The organism is Cellulomonas sp. P5_E12 (assembly GCF_054049315.1).
Map to the genome: position 1 here is coordinate 61,189 of NZ_JBFUMP010000004.1, position 16,026 is coordinate 77,214.

Sequence of the window (16,026 nt, forward strand, 5' to 3'; positions counted from 1 at the left end):
GGTGACGACCTCCGACAACCGGCTGATCGTGGTCCGGGCCTGGCGCGACCCGGATCGGCTCGTCATCCGCATCATCGTCAGCGCCGGGCCGGGAGCTCGAGCCGTCGAGTCGGTGTTCAGCGACGTCGAGCCGGCGGCTGACCGGTTCGCCGAGGTGCTCACCGAGCTGCGTGACCATCGGTCCGTCGAGCCCGATCAGCAGCCGGCTCGGGCAGAGACAGAACGTTGACGCCGGCGCAGCACCTGCTTCCCCATCATGAGTTGGCAACGGAGCTCAACACGGAGGTGTGGCCATGCGAGTCGACGAGGACGCGGCCCAGGGCGAGGACGTCCAGTACTTCTCGCCCTTTGCCGGCTTCACGTCCGGGACCGCCACGATGCCTGAGACGGCGACGACGGCCGAGCGCGCGGACGCCTTCGAGGAGTCGGGCGCCCCGTTCGAGAGCTACTTCGTCGCCGAGTCGCCCTTCACCCAGGAGTCTGTCACCGAGGCCGAGCAGCTCGAGTCCGAAGCCCGGGAGCTCCTCGAACAGCTGCACGACGAGGACTTCGAGGACGCGCTCGAGGAACTGATGAACGAGGGCGCGGCGCGCGTGCTCGCCGACGCGCAGCAGTGGTCGGTCGCCCCGTCGGAGTCGGAGGCGAGCGAGGCGCTCACGCAGTGGATGGCGCCCCTGCTCAGCGAGTGGGAGCGGACCATCGACGGCTTCGCGTCCGGGCTCGAGAGCGCCAACCTGGAGAACATCTCCGAGGACGAGCTGACGGAGCTGCTCGAGACGCTCGAGACGCACCCGGCCCTGGAGTCGGAGCTCTTCGGCAAGATCGTCAGAGGCCTCGCGAACAAGGCCAAGAGCCTGGTCAAGCAGGCGGTGGCCATCGCCAAGAACCCCCTCAAGGGGGTCGTCGACCTCGCCAAGAAGGGCTTGGGCACCGTCGTCGAGGGCGTCAAGGGCATCGGCAAGCACCTCATCGGCCCGCTGCTCGCCCGGCTGAAGAAGGCCGGGCTCGGCATGCTCAAGGCCGTCCTGAAGAAGCTGGTGAAGCCTTTGACCAAGCTGCTGCCGGCACCGGTACGGCCCTTCGTCCCGATCATCACCAAGGCCCTCGGCATCGGCGAGCTCACGGGCGAGGACACGCCGCTGGAGAGCGCGTACGAGACCGGCTTCGCCTCCGAGATGGCGCGGACCTTCGACGAGGAGGTCGCGGCCATGCTCGTCGCGCCGACGGGCGAGGACTCGGCGCTGACGGGCGAGGACTCGGCGCTCGAGGCGAGCTATCTCGAGAGCTCCGGCCTCTCCGATACGTGGGAGACGACGTACGAGGGTGGTGTCGAKAGCTTCGAGACGTTCGGGACCAACGAGTCGTCGGGGCAACCCGAGTCCTTCGAGAACTTCGAGTCGTGGGAATCGGTGGGGGCCGGCGAGTCCGGGATCGGCGAAGATGCGCTCTCCCAGCTGGACGACGCCCGGGCCCGGCTCGCCGCGCAGCTCACGGAGTACACCGGGGAGAACCCCGTGGGGCCGATCCAGGAGTTCCTCCCGGCGGTGCTGGCGGTCCGGCCTCTCATCAAGCTGGGCCTGAAGGTCACCGGAGCGCGCGACAAGCTCATCGACCTGCTGGCCCAGCCGCTCGCGGGGCTGATTCGCAACATCGTCGGTCCCGCCAACATCGCGCGCATCGCGGCGGTCGTCGGCAAGCAACCGGACCGGATGATCGCGCGTGCCGGCGTCGGTCTCGCCTTCACGGCCCTCGGTCTGGAGACCACGTCGCAGACCGAGCTGTCGACCCTCCCGGGCGAGGCGTTGGCCTCGGCAGTCGAGGCGACGGTCAACCGCGTGCTGGACGAGCTGTCGTCGGAAGAGCTCGGGGACCCGCTGCAGGTCGGTGCCGCCGTGCAGCGCGCCTTCGCCGAGGCGGCCGCCGCCTACCTGCCCGACCGGGTGCTGCGCAGCGACCTGCCCGAGCGGGAGACCGCGGAGGAGGGTGGGATGTGGGTCCTGATGCCGCGTTCCACCGCACCGCGGTACCGGTTCCGCAAGTACTCGCGCGTCTTCGCCGTCCCGATCACCCGGCGGGCCGCCCGGCAGGTGCCGTGGTCGGACGGGGGGACGCTCGAGCAGTACCTGCTCGACCTCGGCGTCAACCGTTGGCCGGTGCGGACCGAGCTCGACCTGTACGAGACGGTGCCGGGGACGTCGCTCGGGCACCTCACGCGCGACGAGACGCTCCCGGCCGGTGAGACGCCGTCCTCGAGCGAGTACCAGGAGCTGACACCCGAGGCGGCGGGCGTCCTGCTCGGCGAGCCCGGTCTGGGACGGCGCGCGGCGCAGGGCACGCCCAGCAGGATCGTCACCCACACGCGCCCGGGCCAGCGGTACTTTCGCGTCCGCGTCGCGCAGCTGCCCGCGGGCAAGGCGCGCCGACCCCGGCGGCAGGTGAGCGTGCGCTGGGAACCGGGCCGGCGACGGATGCGCATCGCCGTGCGTCTGTCGGAACGTCGGGCCCGGACGCTCCAAGCGGCCCTGCAGCGGTCCGCTCCCGCCGGCCAGCGCGACCTGCCGGCCGTGCTGACGTCGCTGCGCGAGGTCCTGCTGCCCCGGCTTCGCACACGGGTCGCCCGAAGTCTGCTGCGTTCGGGGTTCGTCACCGACCCGGCGGCGGCGGCGACGCTCGCGGGCCGCGTCGCGGCTGCAGCCGGCCGCGGGCTCTCGAGCTACCTGACCCAGCGGGGTGCGCAGCTGTCCGCTGCGGTGGCCGACCCGGCCGAGGGCGTGACCCTGCTCCTCACCTTCGACGGCATCGGCACGAGGCCCGGGCAGGTGCCCGTGCCGGAGGTCGTCGCTCACCCGGGCTGGATCCATGCGTGACCGCTTCGCCATCGAAGTTGCCGCGCTCGAATCCGACGCCCGGCACTGGCGCCGCGCCTGCCTCGGGCTCGGCGAGCTCGAGGTCGCGGCGTCGTCGGCGACGTGGGGGGAGCTCGAGTCCTACCTCGGCAAGAGCGTCCGGGCCAGCCTGACCGCCCAGGCGAAGCGCCTGACGGCGAGGGCCGATCGGCTGTTGTTCTCACTCCGGGCGGCGCGGACGGACGCGGACCTCAAGCAGGTCCGGACCGAGCTGCTGACGCTGCGGCGCCAGTATGCGAGGGCCGAGGCGATCGTCGACTTCTACGGCCACGCGGTGACCACCCGGGCGAACCCGACCATCGCGGCGATCCTGCGGGGGCTCGACGAGCTCGCCGTGCAGAGCATGGACCAGGTGCTGCGGCCGCTCGGGATCGAGACGCCACCCGTGCTGACCTACCTCGACAAGGGGCTCGGGGCGTCGATCCTACGCGCCGGTGCGCGCCTGTGGGACGCGTCGCTCTCGCCGGCGGCCGCCATCAAGGTCACGCGCCACAACCTGTGGCAACCGACGTCGCTCGTGCACGAGACGGGGCACCAGGTGGCGCACCTCGCGGGGTGGGTGCCGGAGCTCGCCGCGGCGCTGCGCAAGGCCCTTGCGCCGCACAGCCCTCTCGCGGCGGAGGCCTGGAGCGGGTGGGCGAGCGAGGTCGCGGCCGACGTGTACGCCTTCTGTCTGCTCGGGTATGCGCCGGTCCCCGCCCTGGCGACCGTGGTGGACGGGCCGTCGACGGCCGTGTTCCGGATGCCGTTCGGCGACCCGCACCCGGTGTCGGCGCTGCGGGTGCAGCTGAACGTCGCCCTGTGCCGCTCATGGTTCGGGGGCGGGCCGTGGGACGACCTCGGCGCCCGCTGGCTCGACAGGTTCCCGCTGAGCGCGGCTCCGCGCGAGGTCGCGGAGATCTGCACGGTGAGCCTGCCGCTGCTCGCCACGATCGTCGACGTCTGCACCAGGACCCGCATGCAGGCCTTCCACGGCACGTACCTCGCGAAGCTGGCCAATCCGGAGCGGGTGTCACCGGCGGAGCTCAAGCGCCTCGCCGACCGGGCCGGTGACTCCCTCTACACGTCGACCTACCTGCAGCGCACCGAGTCGATGCGCATCCTCTCGCTCACCGTCCTGCGTGGGCTCGACTCGACCGAACCGCCGACAGCCATGCGGGACTGGCTGCGACGACTGGGTGGCGACCGCGCGGTCGCCGCCTGATGACCAGGGGAAGGACGTGGCTCACGTGACCGAACTCTCATCGACTGGCTCGGTGGCTCCGCAGCTGAGCATGGACCAGCAGCAGTTCACCCAGCTGATGGCGTCCGTGGCGGCGGCTCTGCGGCAGACCACGACGCCGCTGACCGCGGACCAGCAGACCGTCGCGCTGCAGTTCCGGCTCCTGCGCAACGGACTCGGGCGGTTCGCGAGCGCCTCGGAGTCCCCGGACCGCGTGCTGATCCGGATGGACCAGATCCAGTACCCAGGGGGGAGCGACCTCGTGTTCCGCGACCCCATACCGCCCGATGCGGTGTCGATGGTGCTCACCGTCGACTCGAGCCGCGCATCCGGGGACCTGCCAGCGACCGGTGACGACGGGATGTTCTCGTACGAGGTCGACAGGGAGCGGGAAACGAAGGTCGTGGAGCTCGTCGAGTTCCTCGACAAGTTCGACGTGCCGATCGCCGCCGGCGTCCCGCTTCAGGTCCAGGGCCAGAGCCCGAGAAAACCACGAAGGAGCTGAACCGATGTTCCGAGCGCTTGCGGCACGCGTGACCCCGGCCGGCGTCACCGACGCCGAGGCCAACGCCGTCCTGTCGGTCTACCCGCTGCAGCTGAGCCGCTTCCTCGAGGAGGCGTGGGCGGCCGGAGGCTTCGCGGGCACCGCGTGGCCGACCCTGCTGAACCTGCCGTCGACCAAGATGCCGGTCCCGATCGGCAGCATCGCCAAGAGCCAGGAGCCCGGGGGCCTGCTGGCCACCCTCGCGTCGGGGGTGCAGCCGACGCTGGGGGTGCCCACGCAGCCGTTCACCGTGCCGACGACGCCGGGAACCACGGCTGCCCAGGCCATCCTCGGCCCCGCACCCCTGTGGGACCACGCCATGTACGCCTACCTCATCGAGGCCACCGGAATCTTCGAGATCTTCGCGGATGTCGTCCGGCGCTACGTCGTGGGCGAGACGTTGCCTACCCCGTCGGCGGACTCGGTGGCCTGGGTCCGATCGACCGAGGAGCTCTTCTTCCGCGACCCCCCACTCTTCAGCACCAGCGGGGCGCTCAACAGCCAGCTGAGAGCCGACGCGGCCATCAACCGACGCAACCTGTACTGGCGGATGTTCGGCCTCGACCTGCCCCATCCGGTCGGACGCGGGGTGAGCGGCCAGCCGTGGAAGCGTGACGTCGGTCCGACGATCAACACCCGGTTCCTCGAGCTGTGGAACGAGCTGCTCCGGCAGGTCTGGCTGGGCTACGAGAACGACACGAACAGCTCGGGTGCCAAGGCGACGGACCCGTCCTACGTGGCGTACCTCTGCCAGACCCTCAGCGAGCTGCTCGAGCTGCGCCGCCGGGGCGGCATGCTGGCCCGCGAGGAGTTCGCGTTCGTCTCGATGATGAGCTGGTTCCACCTGACGGTCGAGTACGACACCTCGATCGTGGTCGACCTCAAGGCGACCGCCGGTGGAAGCGGCAACGCCGCGGACCGGCTCGCTGCGATCGGAGCCCGCGTCGGCATCGCTCCGTCGCGCCAGTCGCGGGAGCTCTTCGAGCTCGCCGATCTCATGTCGCCGGTGCTGTGGGCCATCGAGCTGGGCCTCTTCAACGTCCCGGCCCAGGCCGAGACGTTGTACAAGCACGGGTCACCGAACGCGGTGGCGACCGCGATGAACCGCATCGTCGACCTCTGGCAGTCCGCGACCGGCGAGCGCGTCAAGGATCTCGCGGTCACGACGCGCAGGGCAGGTGCCGAACCCCGCTCCGCGCAGCCGACCCGGCTGATGGCAGGCTCGGCCGTCGCTCCGCCGGCCCGGCCGGTCGCGCCCACGGCTGGGTCGACCAACGGGCACCGTCCGACGACGCTGACGCGCGGCTAGCGGAGGTGCGGGATGTACGAGGAAGAGGTGGCGACCGTGAACGGGCACGCCGGGTCGTCCGTGTTCGCGCCGGCCGAGAGTGCGGAGGAGTCGGCGCTCTGGGGAGTCCACGAGGAGATCTGGGCCAACCCGGCCGAGGTGGCAGGGGAGGAGATGTTCGAGGACATGCTGACCGAGACCCCGGCCCAGGAGATCGGCGCCTTTGAGCACACGGCGACCGAGTTTCCGAGCGAGTACGCGCAGCCCGAGGCGTCACCGTACGGCGAGCTGCCGTACGAACAGGGCGCGCAGGAGGAGTCGGCCTTCGAGACGCCGTGGTCCGAGGACACGACGTTCGAGGACACGACGTTCGAGGACACGACGTTCGAAGACACGTCGTTCGAGTCGATCCACGCCGCGAACGAGTCCGCCTACGAGGACACGTCGCAGCAGGAGGCTGGCGAGAGCGCCGTCAGCGCGGAGTGGGCCACGGAGGACACCGGCTACGAGCAGACGGGCTACGAGCAGACCGGCTACGAGGACGTCGGGTACGAGGACCTGGCGCTGGAGAACGTCGCCACCGAGACCGACGAGTCCTCCGTCGCGTACGCCACGGAGTCACCGAGCGAGCTCAACCCGGAGCTGCTCGAGTGGCCCGGCGAGATCTACGCCGAGGACTGGGCCGCGAGCGGCGAGGCGTCGGCCTCGGTCGAGTCGCGGTTCGGCATCGCGGAGCAGGTGCACGAGGAAGGCCCCGGCGCGCAGGTTCCGGCCGGCGAGCGGACCGTGTCGAACCACCCGCTCCTGCGGGCGCACCGCGGCACCCAGCCCGACCTGGTGGTGCGGTGGAACGCCATGCCGCGGTCCACGACGACCGTCGACGTCGTCGTGCACCTGCACGGCTACAGCGGCTCCGGAGCCCGGATGAAGATCCAGGACAAGGCGGCGGCGAGCGGTGTCGTCCTGGGAGGCGGACGCGCGCGCCCGACGCTGGGGCTCGTCCCCCGGGGGAACTTCTTCGGCGGTCAGAGCGGTGCCGGCTACAACTTCCCGGAGCTCGTGACACCGGGGGCGATCAGCCGGCTCGTGGCCAGCGGTCTCGACCTGCTCCGGGCGCAGACCGGCGTGCAGGCCACGCTCGGCCGCCTCATCCTGACCGCACACTCCGGCGGCGGCGCGCCGCTCAACGCGATCCTGCGGCACACCGACGCCGACGAGGTCCACCTGTTCGACGGCAGCTACGGCGACATGACGAACGTGGTCGCCTGGGCCAAGCGGCGCATCGCGCGTGGCGCGTCGGGCTCAGCCCTCCGCGTGCTGTTCCGTCCGGGTACGGGGACGGCCAAGCACGCCCTGGCCATCGCAGCCGGCATCTGCCCGACGATCAGCTCCTCGCCCGACGCCGCCGCGGTGCACCGGCGGTTCCGCGTCGAGTCGACCTCGGTCGAGCACAACCTGATCCCCAAGACCTTCGGGCCCCTTCTGCTCGCCGACCCGGGTGCCGACCTCCCGGGCGCGGCACGCCGGGGCTGCGTCCACGGCGGCCCGGCCCCCTCGCGTCCGCCGACGACCCCGTCGGGGCCGGCGACCAACCCGCCGGCGACCCGGACTCCGGACCGCGTCGCCGGCATCGTCAAGGTGACCCCGTACGCGAAGGACGGCACGCACGCCCTGCCCGGTGCCGTTGCGCTCGCGGGCCAGTGGCGCCGTCTCACCGGTCGCAGAGCGGGCACCTTCGTCCCACGGAACACCTCGTTCGGGGCGCGGTCGATCCATAGCGAGGGTCGAGCGATCGACTGCCACGGGTTCGTGTCCAAGCCGGCGGAGGCAGCGCAGGCGGAGGCCTATATCCGGTGGCTCATGGCCAATGCCGTCGAGCTCCAGGTGGCCACCATCATCTGGAACAGGCAGATCTGGTCGTGGTCACGACGGGCGCAGGGCTGGCGGAGCTACATGACCAAGCCCAACCACAACCCGCACATCGACCACTTCCACGTCGATCTCAGCTGGGAGGGTGCCCTGCATCCGAGCCCGCTGTTCGCCGGTGGCGTCCCGGGTCTCGGCGGCGGTGCCGCACCGCCCGTGACCCCGGCGGCCCCGACCCGCCCGACACCTCGCGGGCCGGCACCGTCGTCCGGACCAGCACAAGGACCACCGCCACAGTCGGGGAAGAAGCGGTCGCCCGCGGAGTTCGTCAGGTTGTTCGGCCCCTACGCGAGAGCGAGCCAGGCCAGGACCGGCGTGCCCGGCCTGGTGACGCTCGCGCAGGCCGCGGTCGAGTCGGGCTGGGGTGCGCGCGCGGCCGGCAACAACTTCTTCGGCATCAAGGCCCGGGCGAGCGACGCGCCCGGAACCCGCCAGCTGTGGCGGACGCGCGAGGTGCTCAGCCGACCGGACGTCCGGGGCTTCCCCGAGGTCGTGTCGGTCACGCCCAGGCCGGACGGTAGGTACGACTACGTCGTCCGCGACTGGTTCCGGGTGTTTCCCTCGCCCGAGCTCGCGTTTGTGGGCCACGGGGAGTTCCTCCGCCGGAACAAGCGGTACGCGCCGGCCTTCGGCTTTGCAACTGACCCGTACCGGTTCGCCGCCGAGGTCGCGAAGGCCGGGTTCGCGACGGATCCCAGCTACGGCAAGACGGTGCAGTCCGTCATGCGCCTGCTCGAGCGCAGCGGGTGGAAGTAGGTCGGGGAGCCGTGGCCAAGGGCCTGATCCAGGCCGCGTGCAACGGGTTCGGCGAGCACGCGGGCAGCGCGTACTTCTTCCACGGCGAGCACTACGTGCGCTACGACTGGAAGAAGGACCACGCCTCCGACGGGTACCCGCAGAACCTCGCTCTGTGGCGGCTCCCGGAGCCGTTCCGCTCGGGGGTCGATGCCGTGATCGACGGGCAGGAGTCGTTCGTCGGCAACACCTACTTCTTCAAGGACGGCTCGTACGTCCGCTACAGCTGGGCGCGCGACGCCGTGGACCGTGGACCGTCGTCCGTGGCGAGCTGGGGGCTGACGGGCGACCTGGAGAGGTTCGACACCGTGCTCAACGGGAGAGGCAGGTTCGCCCGCTACGCGTACTTCTTCCGGGGTCCGAGCTACGTCGCGTTCGACTGGGTGCTCGACCGGCTCGACCCGACCCTGCGACCGCTCGCGGCGTGGAAGCTCCCCGGCGAGTTCGCCGGTGGTGTCGACGCCGCGGTCAGCGGTGTCGGGCCCTACGACACCTCCTCCTACTTCTTCAAGGCTCACCGCTACGTCCGCTACGCGTGGGACACCGACGCGACGGACCAGCCGCGCGACGTCGCCGGGACGTGGTGGGGCGTGCCCGAGCTGCTCATGGTCGGGGACGCGCGGGCCCAGGCGCTGCGCTGGGTGGCGGCGGCGAGAGCGGCCCTCGGCGCGTACGTCTCGGGAGGCGGCAGCGCACCCGGGGTCACGGGGGCGGCGCTCGCCACCCACTTCAGGCTGACCGCCGACCGCGTGGCGGAGTCACGCCTCTTCTACGCCCGCACCGTGCTCGACATCTACGACCGCGTCGCGGCGGCCTTGACCGCGACGCCGTCCCCGTTCCGGGCACGCACGGACGGGGAGGCACGACAGGACAAGGGCACGGCGGCCGACGGGACCCCGTACCCGATGTACACCGTCTTCGGCCAGCACATCAGTGCGACGCGGGTCTTCACCACCTTCGGCCCGCTGTGCCGGGCGGCGATGGTGCTGCACGAGCCGGTGCACTACGTGGACCAGAAGGCCGACTCGAGCAACGACATCTACGAGCACAAGCCCGGGTACAGCACCATGACGATCGACCAGGCGGTCCACAACCCGTCGAGCTACGCGTGCTTCGCGCAGCACGTCTTCTACGGCTCGGACGAGCGCTACGGAGCGGCCCGGCGGAACGAGTGACCCCGCCCGAGACAGCGGTGGGACGAAGCCACCCCGCCCCGGGTGCACGGCCGCCCCGTGGAGAGGGCGGCCGCGGCGGAGGTCCCGGGACGGGGCGGGGATCGGGCGGTCAGCGGACGGTGAGCTCCACGGGCACGGGTACGGGCGCGAACCCGGCGGCCGCGACGGCCTTGGGGTCGTGCCGCAGGCACGCGACCGACCGGCGGGGGTCGTCGCCCTCGACCAAGGGCTCGACGAGCTCCGGCGTGATGGCCGCGCACGCGTCGAACACGTGCGCGCACCGGTCCCGGTACGGGCAGCCCGAGGGCAGGTTCGACATGTCCGGGGGCGAGCCCGGGATGCCCGTGAGCTCACGCCGCGGGCCGCGCAGGGGCGGGAACGAGTGCAGGAGCGCGTCGGAGTACGGGTGCCGCGGGCGTCGGTACATGTCCTGCGCCGAGGCGTCCTCGACGATCTCGCCGGCGTACATGATCGCGATGCGGTCCGCGATCTCGATGAGCAGCGAGACGTCGTGCGTGATGAAGATGACCGAGAACCCGAGCCGGTCGCGCAGCTCCGCGATCTGCTCGACGATCTGCCGCTGCATGACCACGTCGAGGGCCGTCGTCGGCTCGTCCATGATCAGCACCTGCGGGTCGAGCGCCAGGGCCATCGCGATCATCACGCGCTGGCGCATGCCGCCGGACAGCTGGTGCGGGTAGTCCCGCAGCCGGTCGGCGGAGATGCCGACGAGCTCGAGCATCCCGCCGGCCCGCTCCAGGGCCTCCTTCTTGCTCACGCCCGGGAGGTGCGCGGTGATGGCGTCGGCGATCTGCCGTCCGATCCGGAACACCGGGTTGAGCGAGTTCATCGCGCCCTGGAACACGATCGCGAGGTCCTGCCAGCGCGTGGCGCGGAGCTCGTTGTCGTTGAGCGTGAGGATGTCGGTCTTCTGGCCGGACCGGTCGGTGAAGATGACCTCCCCGCCCGTGATGAGCCCCGGCGGCGGCAGCAGCCGGGTCGCCGCATAGGCGAGCGTCGACTTGCCGCAGCCCGACTCGCCCGCCAGGCCGAGCACCTCGCCGCGGTTCAGCGTGAGCGAGACCTGGCGCAGCACGTGCGTGGGGTCCTCGTCGTATCCGTAGTCGACCGAGAGGTTCTTGATCTCGAGCACGGGATCGGTGGCGGCGGCGTTCGCCCGGAACGCGCGCTGGGTGGGAGCGGCGCTGATGCTCATGCCCGGTCCTCCTTGGCCTCGTAGACGACCGGCGTGAAGCCGATGCGGGGACGGATCTTGCGCTGGCGCATGGTCCGGGCGTTGAGGCCCACGGACCGCAGGCGCGGGTTGACGAACTCGTCGATGCCGAAGTTCACCAGCGCGAGCGCCGTGCCGAGCAGGGCGATGAGCAGGCCGGCGGGGACGAACCACCACCACGCGCCGCGCTGGAGGGCCAGCTGGGCCTGGGCCCAGTACAGGACCGTGCCCCAGTTCCACTCGTTGGTGGGTGTGATGCCGACGAACGACAGCGTGATCTGCGACAGGACCGCGAACCCGACCGTGCCGACGAAGCCCGCCGCGATGATCGCGGTGAGGTTGGGCAGGATCTCCGCGGTGATGATCCGCCACGTGCTCTCGCCGTTGGCCCGCGCGGCCTCGACGAAGTCCCGTTTCCGCAGGGAGAGGGTCTGCGCCCGCAGCACGCGCGCACCCCACGCCCAGCCTGTCGCGGCGATCACCAGCGCGACGGTCAGACCGCCGGCCGAGGGCAGCTGCCCCGCGATGATGATGATGAGCGGCAGCTGCGGGATCACGAGAAAGACGTTGGACAGCGCGGACAGGCCCTCGTCGCCGAAGCCCCCGATGTAGCCCGCGGTCACGCCGACGATCACGCCGATGACGGTCGCCACGGTGCCGGCCACGAAGCCGACCACCAGCACGCTGCGGGTCCCCAGGATCAGCTGGCTCATGATGTCCTGCCCCTGGTGCGTGGTGCCCATGAGGTGCTCCCACGACGGGGGCTGCAGGATCGCCTTGCTGCGCTGGTTCGGGTCGTACGGCGCGATCCACGGCCCGATCAGGGCGATGAGGAAGAAGAACCCGAGGATCACCAGGCCGGTGAGCGCCTTGGTGTTGCGCATGAACAGGAACCGGCGCTTGCCGGACCGCGGGGGCGTGGCGTCCGGCGCGATCTCGAGGTCCTCGTAGATCGAGGTTTCGACAGTCATGTGTCAGCCCTCCTGTCGCGTGCGGGGGTCGAGCACGCCGTAGGCGAAGTCGGCCAGGATGTTGGCGAGCAGCACCGCGAAGGTGATCACCAGGAAGCAGCCCTGCATGAGGGGGTAGTCCTTCGCGTTGACCGCGCTGAACAGGTAGTAGCCGATGCCCTGGTACGAGAACACGATCTCCATGACCAGGGTGCCGCCGACGATGAAGCCGAGCGACAGCGCGAAGCTGGACACCTGCGGCAGGATCGCGTTGCGGGCGGCGTACCCCATCTGCACGGACCGCTCCTTGAGGCCCTTGGCCTGCGCGACGGTCACGTAGTCCTCCGAGGACACGGTCACCATCATGTTGCGCATGCCGAGCATCCAGCCCGCGATGGACGACACCACGATCGTCATCGCCGGCAGGAACCCGTAGTAGATGACGGACCCGATGAACTCCCACGACAGGTTGGGCACCATGCTGCGGTCGTAGCTGCCGCTGGCCGGGAACCAGCCGAGCGTCACCGAGAACAGCGAGATGGCGATCAGGGCGAGCCAGAAGTACGGCACCGACGAGAAGAACGTCGACAGGGGCAGCAGGCCATCGGCCCAGGTGCCGCGCCGCCAGCCGATCCCCATGCCCACGAGGGTGCCGATGGTGAAGCTGATGAGCGTGGCGATGCCGACGAGCCCGATGGTCCACGGCAGCGCCTGCTTGATGACGTCGATCACCGGCGTCATGTACGTGAACGAGATGCCGAGGTTGCCGTGCAGCAGCAGCCGCCAGTACTCGACGTACTGGTCCCACAGCGACATGTTCGCGTCCAGCCCGAACAGCGTGCGCAGCGCCTCGGCGGCGTCGGGGCTGATCCGGCCCTGGTTCTTGGCGATCAGGGCGCTCACGGGGTCGCCCGGCATGATCCGCGGGATGAAGAAGTTGATCGTGATCGCCGCCCAGGCGGTGATCAGGTAGAACACGACGCGTCGCGCGACGAATCTCATCGGTCGGCCTCCTTCGACGCCTCGACGACAGCGAGCAGCGCTTCTTCCACCCGAGGACGCTCGCCGTACGCGTCCAGCACCGAGCCCAGCGACGGACGGTCCGGGCGGTCGGCGTACCCCCAGCAGGCGGCCTCGCGGCCCTCGCCGACGGCCATGAGCGGCGGCACCTCGGTGCGGCACACGTCGTTGGCGAACGGGCAGCGCGGGTTGAACCGGCACCCGCTGGGCGGCGCGACCAGGCTCGGCGCCTCGCCGCGGGCGCCGCGGGCGCGGGCCTCGAGGTCGTCGGGATYGGGCGCGGAGCGCACCAGCAGCTGGGTGTACGGGTGCTTCGGGTCCTGCGTGACGGACTCGGAGTCCCCCGTCTCCACCACGCGGCCGGCGTACATGACCATCGTCGTGTCGGCGAAGTAGCGGGCCGACGCGATGTCGTGCGTGATGTAGAGGATCGCGAGCTGCAGGCGGTCGCGCAGGTCGCGCAGCAGGTTGAGGATCCCGAGCCGGATCGACACGTCGAGCATGGAGATCGGCTCGTCGGCCAGCAGCACCTCGGGGTCCGCCGCGAGCGCGCGGGCGATGGCGACGCGCTGGCGCTGGCCGCCGGAGAGCTCGTGCGGGAACTTGTCGATGTACCGGGCGGCCGGGCGAAGCTGGACGCGGTCCAGCAGCTCCTCGAGCGCCGCCTCGAGCTCGACCCCGCGCAGCCGGCCGCGGTGGATCTTCAGGCTGCGGGTGAGCGTGTAGCGCACGGTGTGGACGGGGTTCAGCGACCCGAAGGGGTCCTGGAAGATCATCTGGACCCGGCGCACGTAGGCGCCGAACGCCCGACGGTTCTTCGCCGTCGCGTCCTGCCCGTGCAGCAGGATCTGCCCGCCCGTGACGGGCATCAGCTGCGCGAGCAGCCGGGCGATCGTCGACTTGCCGGAGCCCGACTCCCCCACCAGTGCGACGACCTTGCCGCGGTAGAGCGAGAGGTTCACGTCGTCGACCGCGTGCACGACCTTGTGCGAGCGGAAGCCGCGGACGGGGAAGTGCTTGCGCAGGTCGATCGCCTGCAGCACGGGGGCGTCCTCGTCGGGCGGCACTGCCTGGGGGGAGCTCATCGGATCACCTTGTCGAGAGTGTGCGGACCGGGCACGGGGTGCGGCGGGCGAGTGGGTACTCGCCCGCCGCTCCCCGTGTCACCTCGTCAGAGCTCAGTTGGACGGCTTGAGCTTCGACAGGATCAGTGCGGCCTGCGGACCCGTCGGCTGCGGGTTCGCGTACGGGTCCTCATCGGTGGGGAAGCCCGTGTAGTTGGCCGTCGAGTACTGCGCGACGGCCGGGCGGGACCAGATGACCAGGCCCGGGACGTCCTCGACGAAGTGCTTCTGGACGACGTCCAGGGCAGCGGCGCGGTCCTCGTCCGTGGTGCCGGCCTTGTAGTCGGCCAGTGCGGTCGTGACCTCGTCGTTCTGGTAGCGACCGAAGTTCCAGGTCGCCGACTCACCGTGCGGCACGTAGGACGCGCCGTCCATGATGTTGGAGTACATGTTCCACGGCGTCGAGCCACCGTCGGTCCAGTGCAGCGAGGCCTGGAAGTTGCCGAAGGGGATGATGTCGTTGAACCACGTGTCCTGCACGACGCCCTCGACCGTGGCCTCGGCGCCGAGCTTCTTGGCACCCTCGCCGATGATCCCGAGCGCGTCCAGGTAGTCGGTCCAGCCGGTCGGGTTCTGGAGCGTGAAGGAGACCTTCTCGCCGTCCGGGTCCACCAGCGCGTCGCCGTCCCACGTGTAGCCGGCGTCGGTGAGGACCTGCTTGGCCCCGTCGACGTCGACCGACAGCTCCTTGCCCTTGTAGGCGTCCGAGATGAACGCGTCACCCGAGGGCTGCGGCAGGCCGGTCACGCTCTTGATCTGCGGCCACACGCCGTAGCCGGCGGTCTCCGAGATGTCCGAGCGGTCCACGACCATGTTGAGCGCCGTGCGGAACGCCACGTCGTTGAACGGCTTCGTCTCGTTGTTCAGGAAGAGCACGTCGACGCCGAAGCCGCCGCCCGCCACCTGGTGGAAGTGGTCGGGGTCCTTGGCGATGAACGTGTTCTCGTAGTCCGGGATGAACGTCCAGCCCCACTGCGCCTCACCGGTGGTGAGGGCCGTGGTCAGGCCCGCGTTGTCGTTGAACGTGTCGTACCGGAGCGTGCCGACCAGCGGCTTGGTGCCCCAGTAGTCCGTGTTCGGCTCCAGCGTCACCGACTGCGGCGTGAACGACTTGAGCTTGAACGGGCCCGTGCCGACCATCTCGTCGTCGGTCCACTTGACGGGGTCCTGGCCGTCCCACAGGTGCTTCGGGACGATGAGGAGCTTGAGCAGCTTGTCGCGGTTGACGTACTGACCCGAGACGAAGTTCACCGTGACCTTGTTGCCGTCGACCGTGATGTCGCCGTACTGGTCGGGGAAGTCGGTGTTCAGCTCCTTGTTGTCCTTGCGGAGCTGGATCGAGTACGCGATGTCGTCGGCGGTGAAGTCCGTCCCGTCCGACCACTTCACGCCGTCGCGAGCGGTGATGACGGCCTGCGTCGAGTCGGCGTTCCACTCGACGGACTCGGCGAGCCACGGCGTCGGGGGGTCCGTCGGCTTGAGCTCGTTGACCTGCATGAGCGACTCGTAGACCGCGAACGCGTACCCGAGCGAGAGCGACGCGGAGCCGGTCGCGAGCGGGTTCTGGTTGGGCTGCTGCGGGCCGTTCGGCATGCCGATCGTCAGGATCTTGTCCGAGGCGCCACCGGTACCGCCGGACGAGTCGTCGCTGCTGCCTCCGCTGCCGGAGCAGGCGGTAGCGAGCAACGCGAGGGTGGCTGCCGTAGCGACCACCGTCGAGAGCTTGCGGATTCTCACGAGTGCCTCCTTGCACTGATGTCGGAACTGCGGGTCGTTCACTTCTGGTCCCGGCCCGACGGGACTGCGGATCTCGTCGGACCGGGGCTGCTGTGCCTGGTCGGG

General features: G+C 70.5%; 12 protein-coding genes. 7 read left to right on the forward strand and 5 right to left on the reverse strand.

The features are described from left to right. The first annotated feature begins 1 nt into the window (after position 1). The 7 genes from ACXJKA_RS04485 (at position 2) to ACXJKA_RS04515 (ending at position 9,856) form a co-directional block, all read left to right on the forward strand. The gene (locus tag ACXJKA_RS04485; protein WP_456823978.1) at positions 2-229 is read left to right on the forward strand and encodes a hypothetical protein; all 228 of its coding nucleotides are present in this window, start codon (positions 2-4) and stop codon (positions 227-229) included. 64 nt (positions 230-293) lie between these two features. Beyond that, entirely contained in the window at positions 294-2,867 is a 2,574-nt protein-coding gene (locus ACXJKA_RS04490) for a hypothetical protein (protein ID WP_456823979.1), read from the forward strand. Further along, positions 2,860-4,110, forward strand: coding sequence for a hypothetical protein (locus ACXJKA_RS04495; protein WP_456823980.1), 1,251 nt, complete (start codon positions 2,860-2,862; stop codon positions 4,108-4,110). The genes ACXJKA_RS04490 and ACXJKA_RS04495 overlap by 8 nt, the downstream gene beginning before the upstream one ends. Before the next feature lie 52 nt (positions 4,111-4,162). Continuing rightward, complete coding sequence (locus ACXJKA_RS04500) at positions 4,163-4,633, forward strand: hypothetical protein (RefSeq protein ID WP_456823981.1); 471 nt, start codon at positions 4,163-4,165, stop codon at positions 4,631-4,633. A 4-nt stretch (positions 4,634-4,637) separates the two neighbouring features. After that, on the forward strand, positions 4,638-5,981 hold the full coding sequence (locus ACXJKA_RS04505; protein WP_456823982.1) for a hypothetical protein: 1,344 nt from the start codon (positions 4,638-4,640) through the stop codon (positions 5,979-5,981). Between the two features lie 12 nt (positions 5,982-5,993). After that, positions 5,994-8,642, forward strand: a complete 2,649-nt coding sequence (locus ACXJKA_RS04510; RefSeq protein WP_456823983.1) for a glycoside hydrolase family 73 protein — start codon at positions 5,994-5,996, stop codon at positions 8,640-8,642. An 11-nt stretch (positions 8,643-8,653) separates the two neighbouring features. Next, a complete protein-coding gene (locus ACXJKA_RS04515; protein ID WP_456823984.1) occupies positions 8,654-9,856 on the forward strand; it encodes a hypothetical protein in 1,203 nt (400 codons plus the stop codon). 109 nt (positions 9,857-9,965) lie between these two features. Here the strand turns inward: ACXJKA_RS04515 and ACXJKA_RS04520 are convergent, their stop codons facing one another. The 5 genes from ACXJKA_RS04520 to ACXJKA_RS04540 form a co-directional block, all read right to left on the reverse strand. Beyond that, positions 9,966-11,072 (reverse strand): ABC transporter ATP-binding protein, encoded by a 1,107-nt coding sequence (locus tag ACXJKA_RS04520; RefSeq protein WP_456823985.1) that lies wholly within the window; start codon positions 11,070-11,072, stop codon positions 9,966-9,968. Next, on the reverse strand, positions 11,069-12,061 hold the full coding sequence (locus ACXJKA_RS04525) for an ABC transporter permease (RefSeq protein ID WP_456823986.1): 993 nt from the start codon (positions 12,059-12,061) through the stop codon (positions 11,069-11,071). The genes ACXJKA_RS04520 and ACXJKA_RS04525 overlap by 4 nt, the downstream gene beginning before the upstream one ends. A 3-nt stretch (positions 12,062-12,064) precedes the next feature. Further along, on the reverse strand, positions 12,065-13,042 hold the full coding sequence (locus tag ACXJKA_RS04530; protein WP_456823987.1) for an ABC transporter permease: 978 nt from the start codon (positions 13,040-13,042) through the stop codon (positions 12,065-12,067). Then, on the reverse strand, positions 13,039-14,145 hold the full coding sequence (locus ACXJKA_RS04535) for an ABC transporter ATP-binding protein (RefSeq protein ID WP_456823988.1): 1,107 nt from the start codon (positions 14,143-14,145) through the stop codon (positions 13,039-13,041). Before ACXJKA_RS04535 ends, ACXJKA_RS04530 begins: the two co-directional genes overlap by 4 nt. A gap of 93 nt (positions 14,146-14,238) precedes the next feature. Continuing rightward, positions 14,239-15,921, reverse strand: coding sequence for an ABC transporter substrate-binding protein (locus ACXJKA_RS04540; RefSeq protein WP_456823989.1), 1,683 nt, complete (start codon positions 15,919-15,921; stop codon positions 14,239-14,241). Positions 15,922-16,026: the final 105 nt, after the last annotated feature.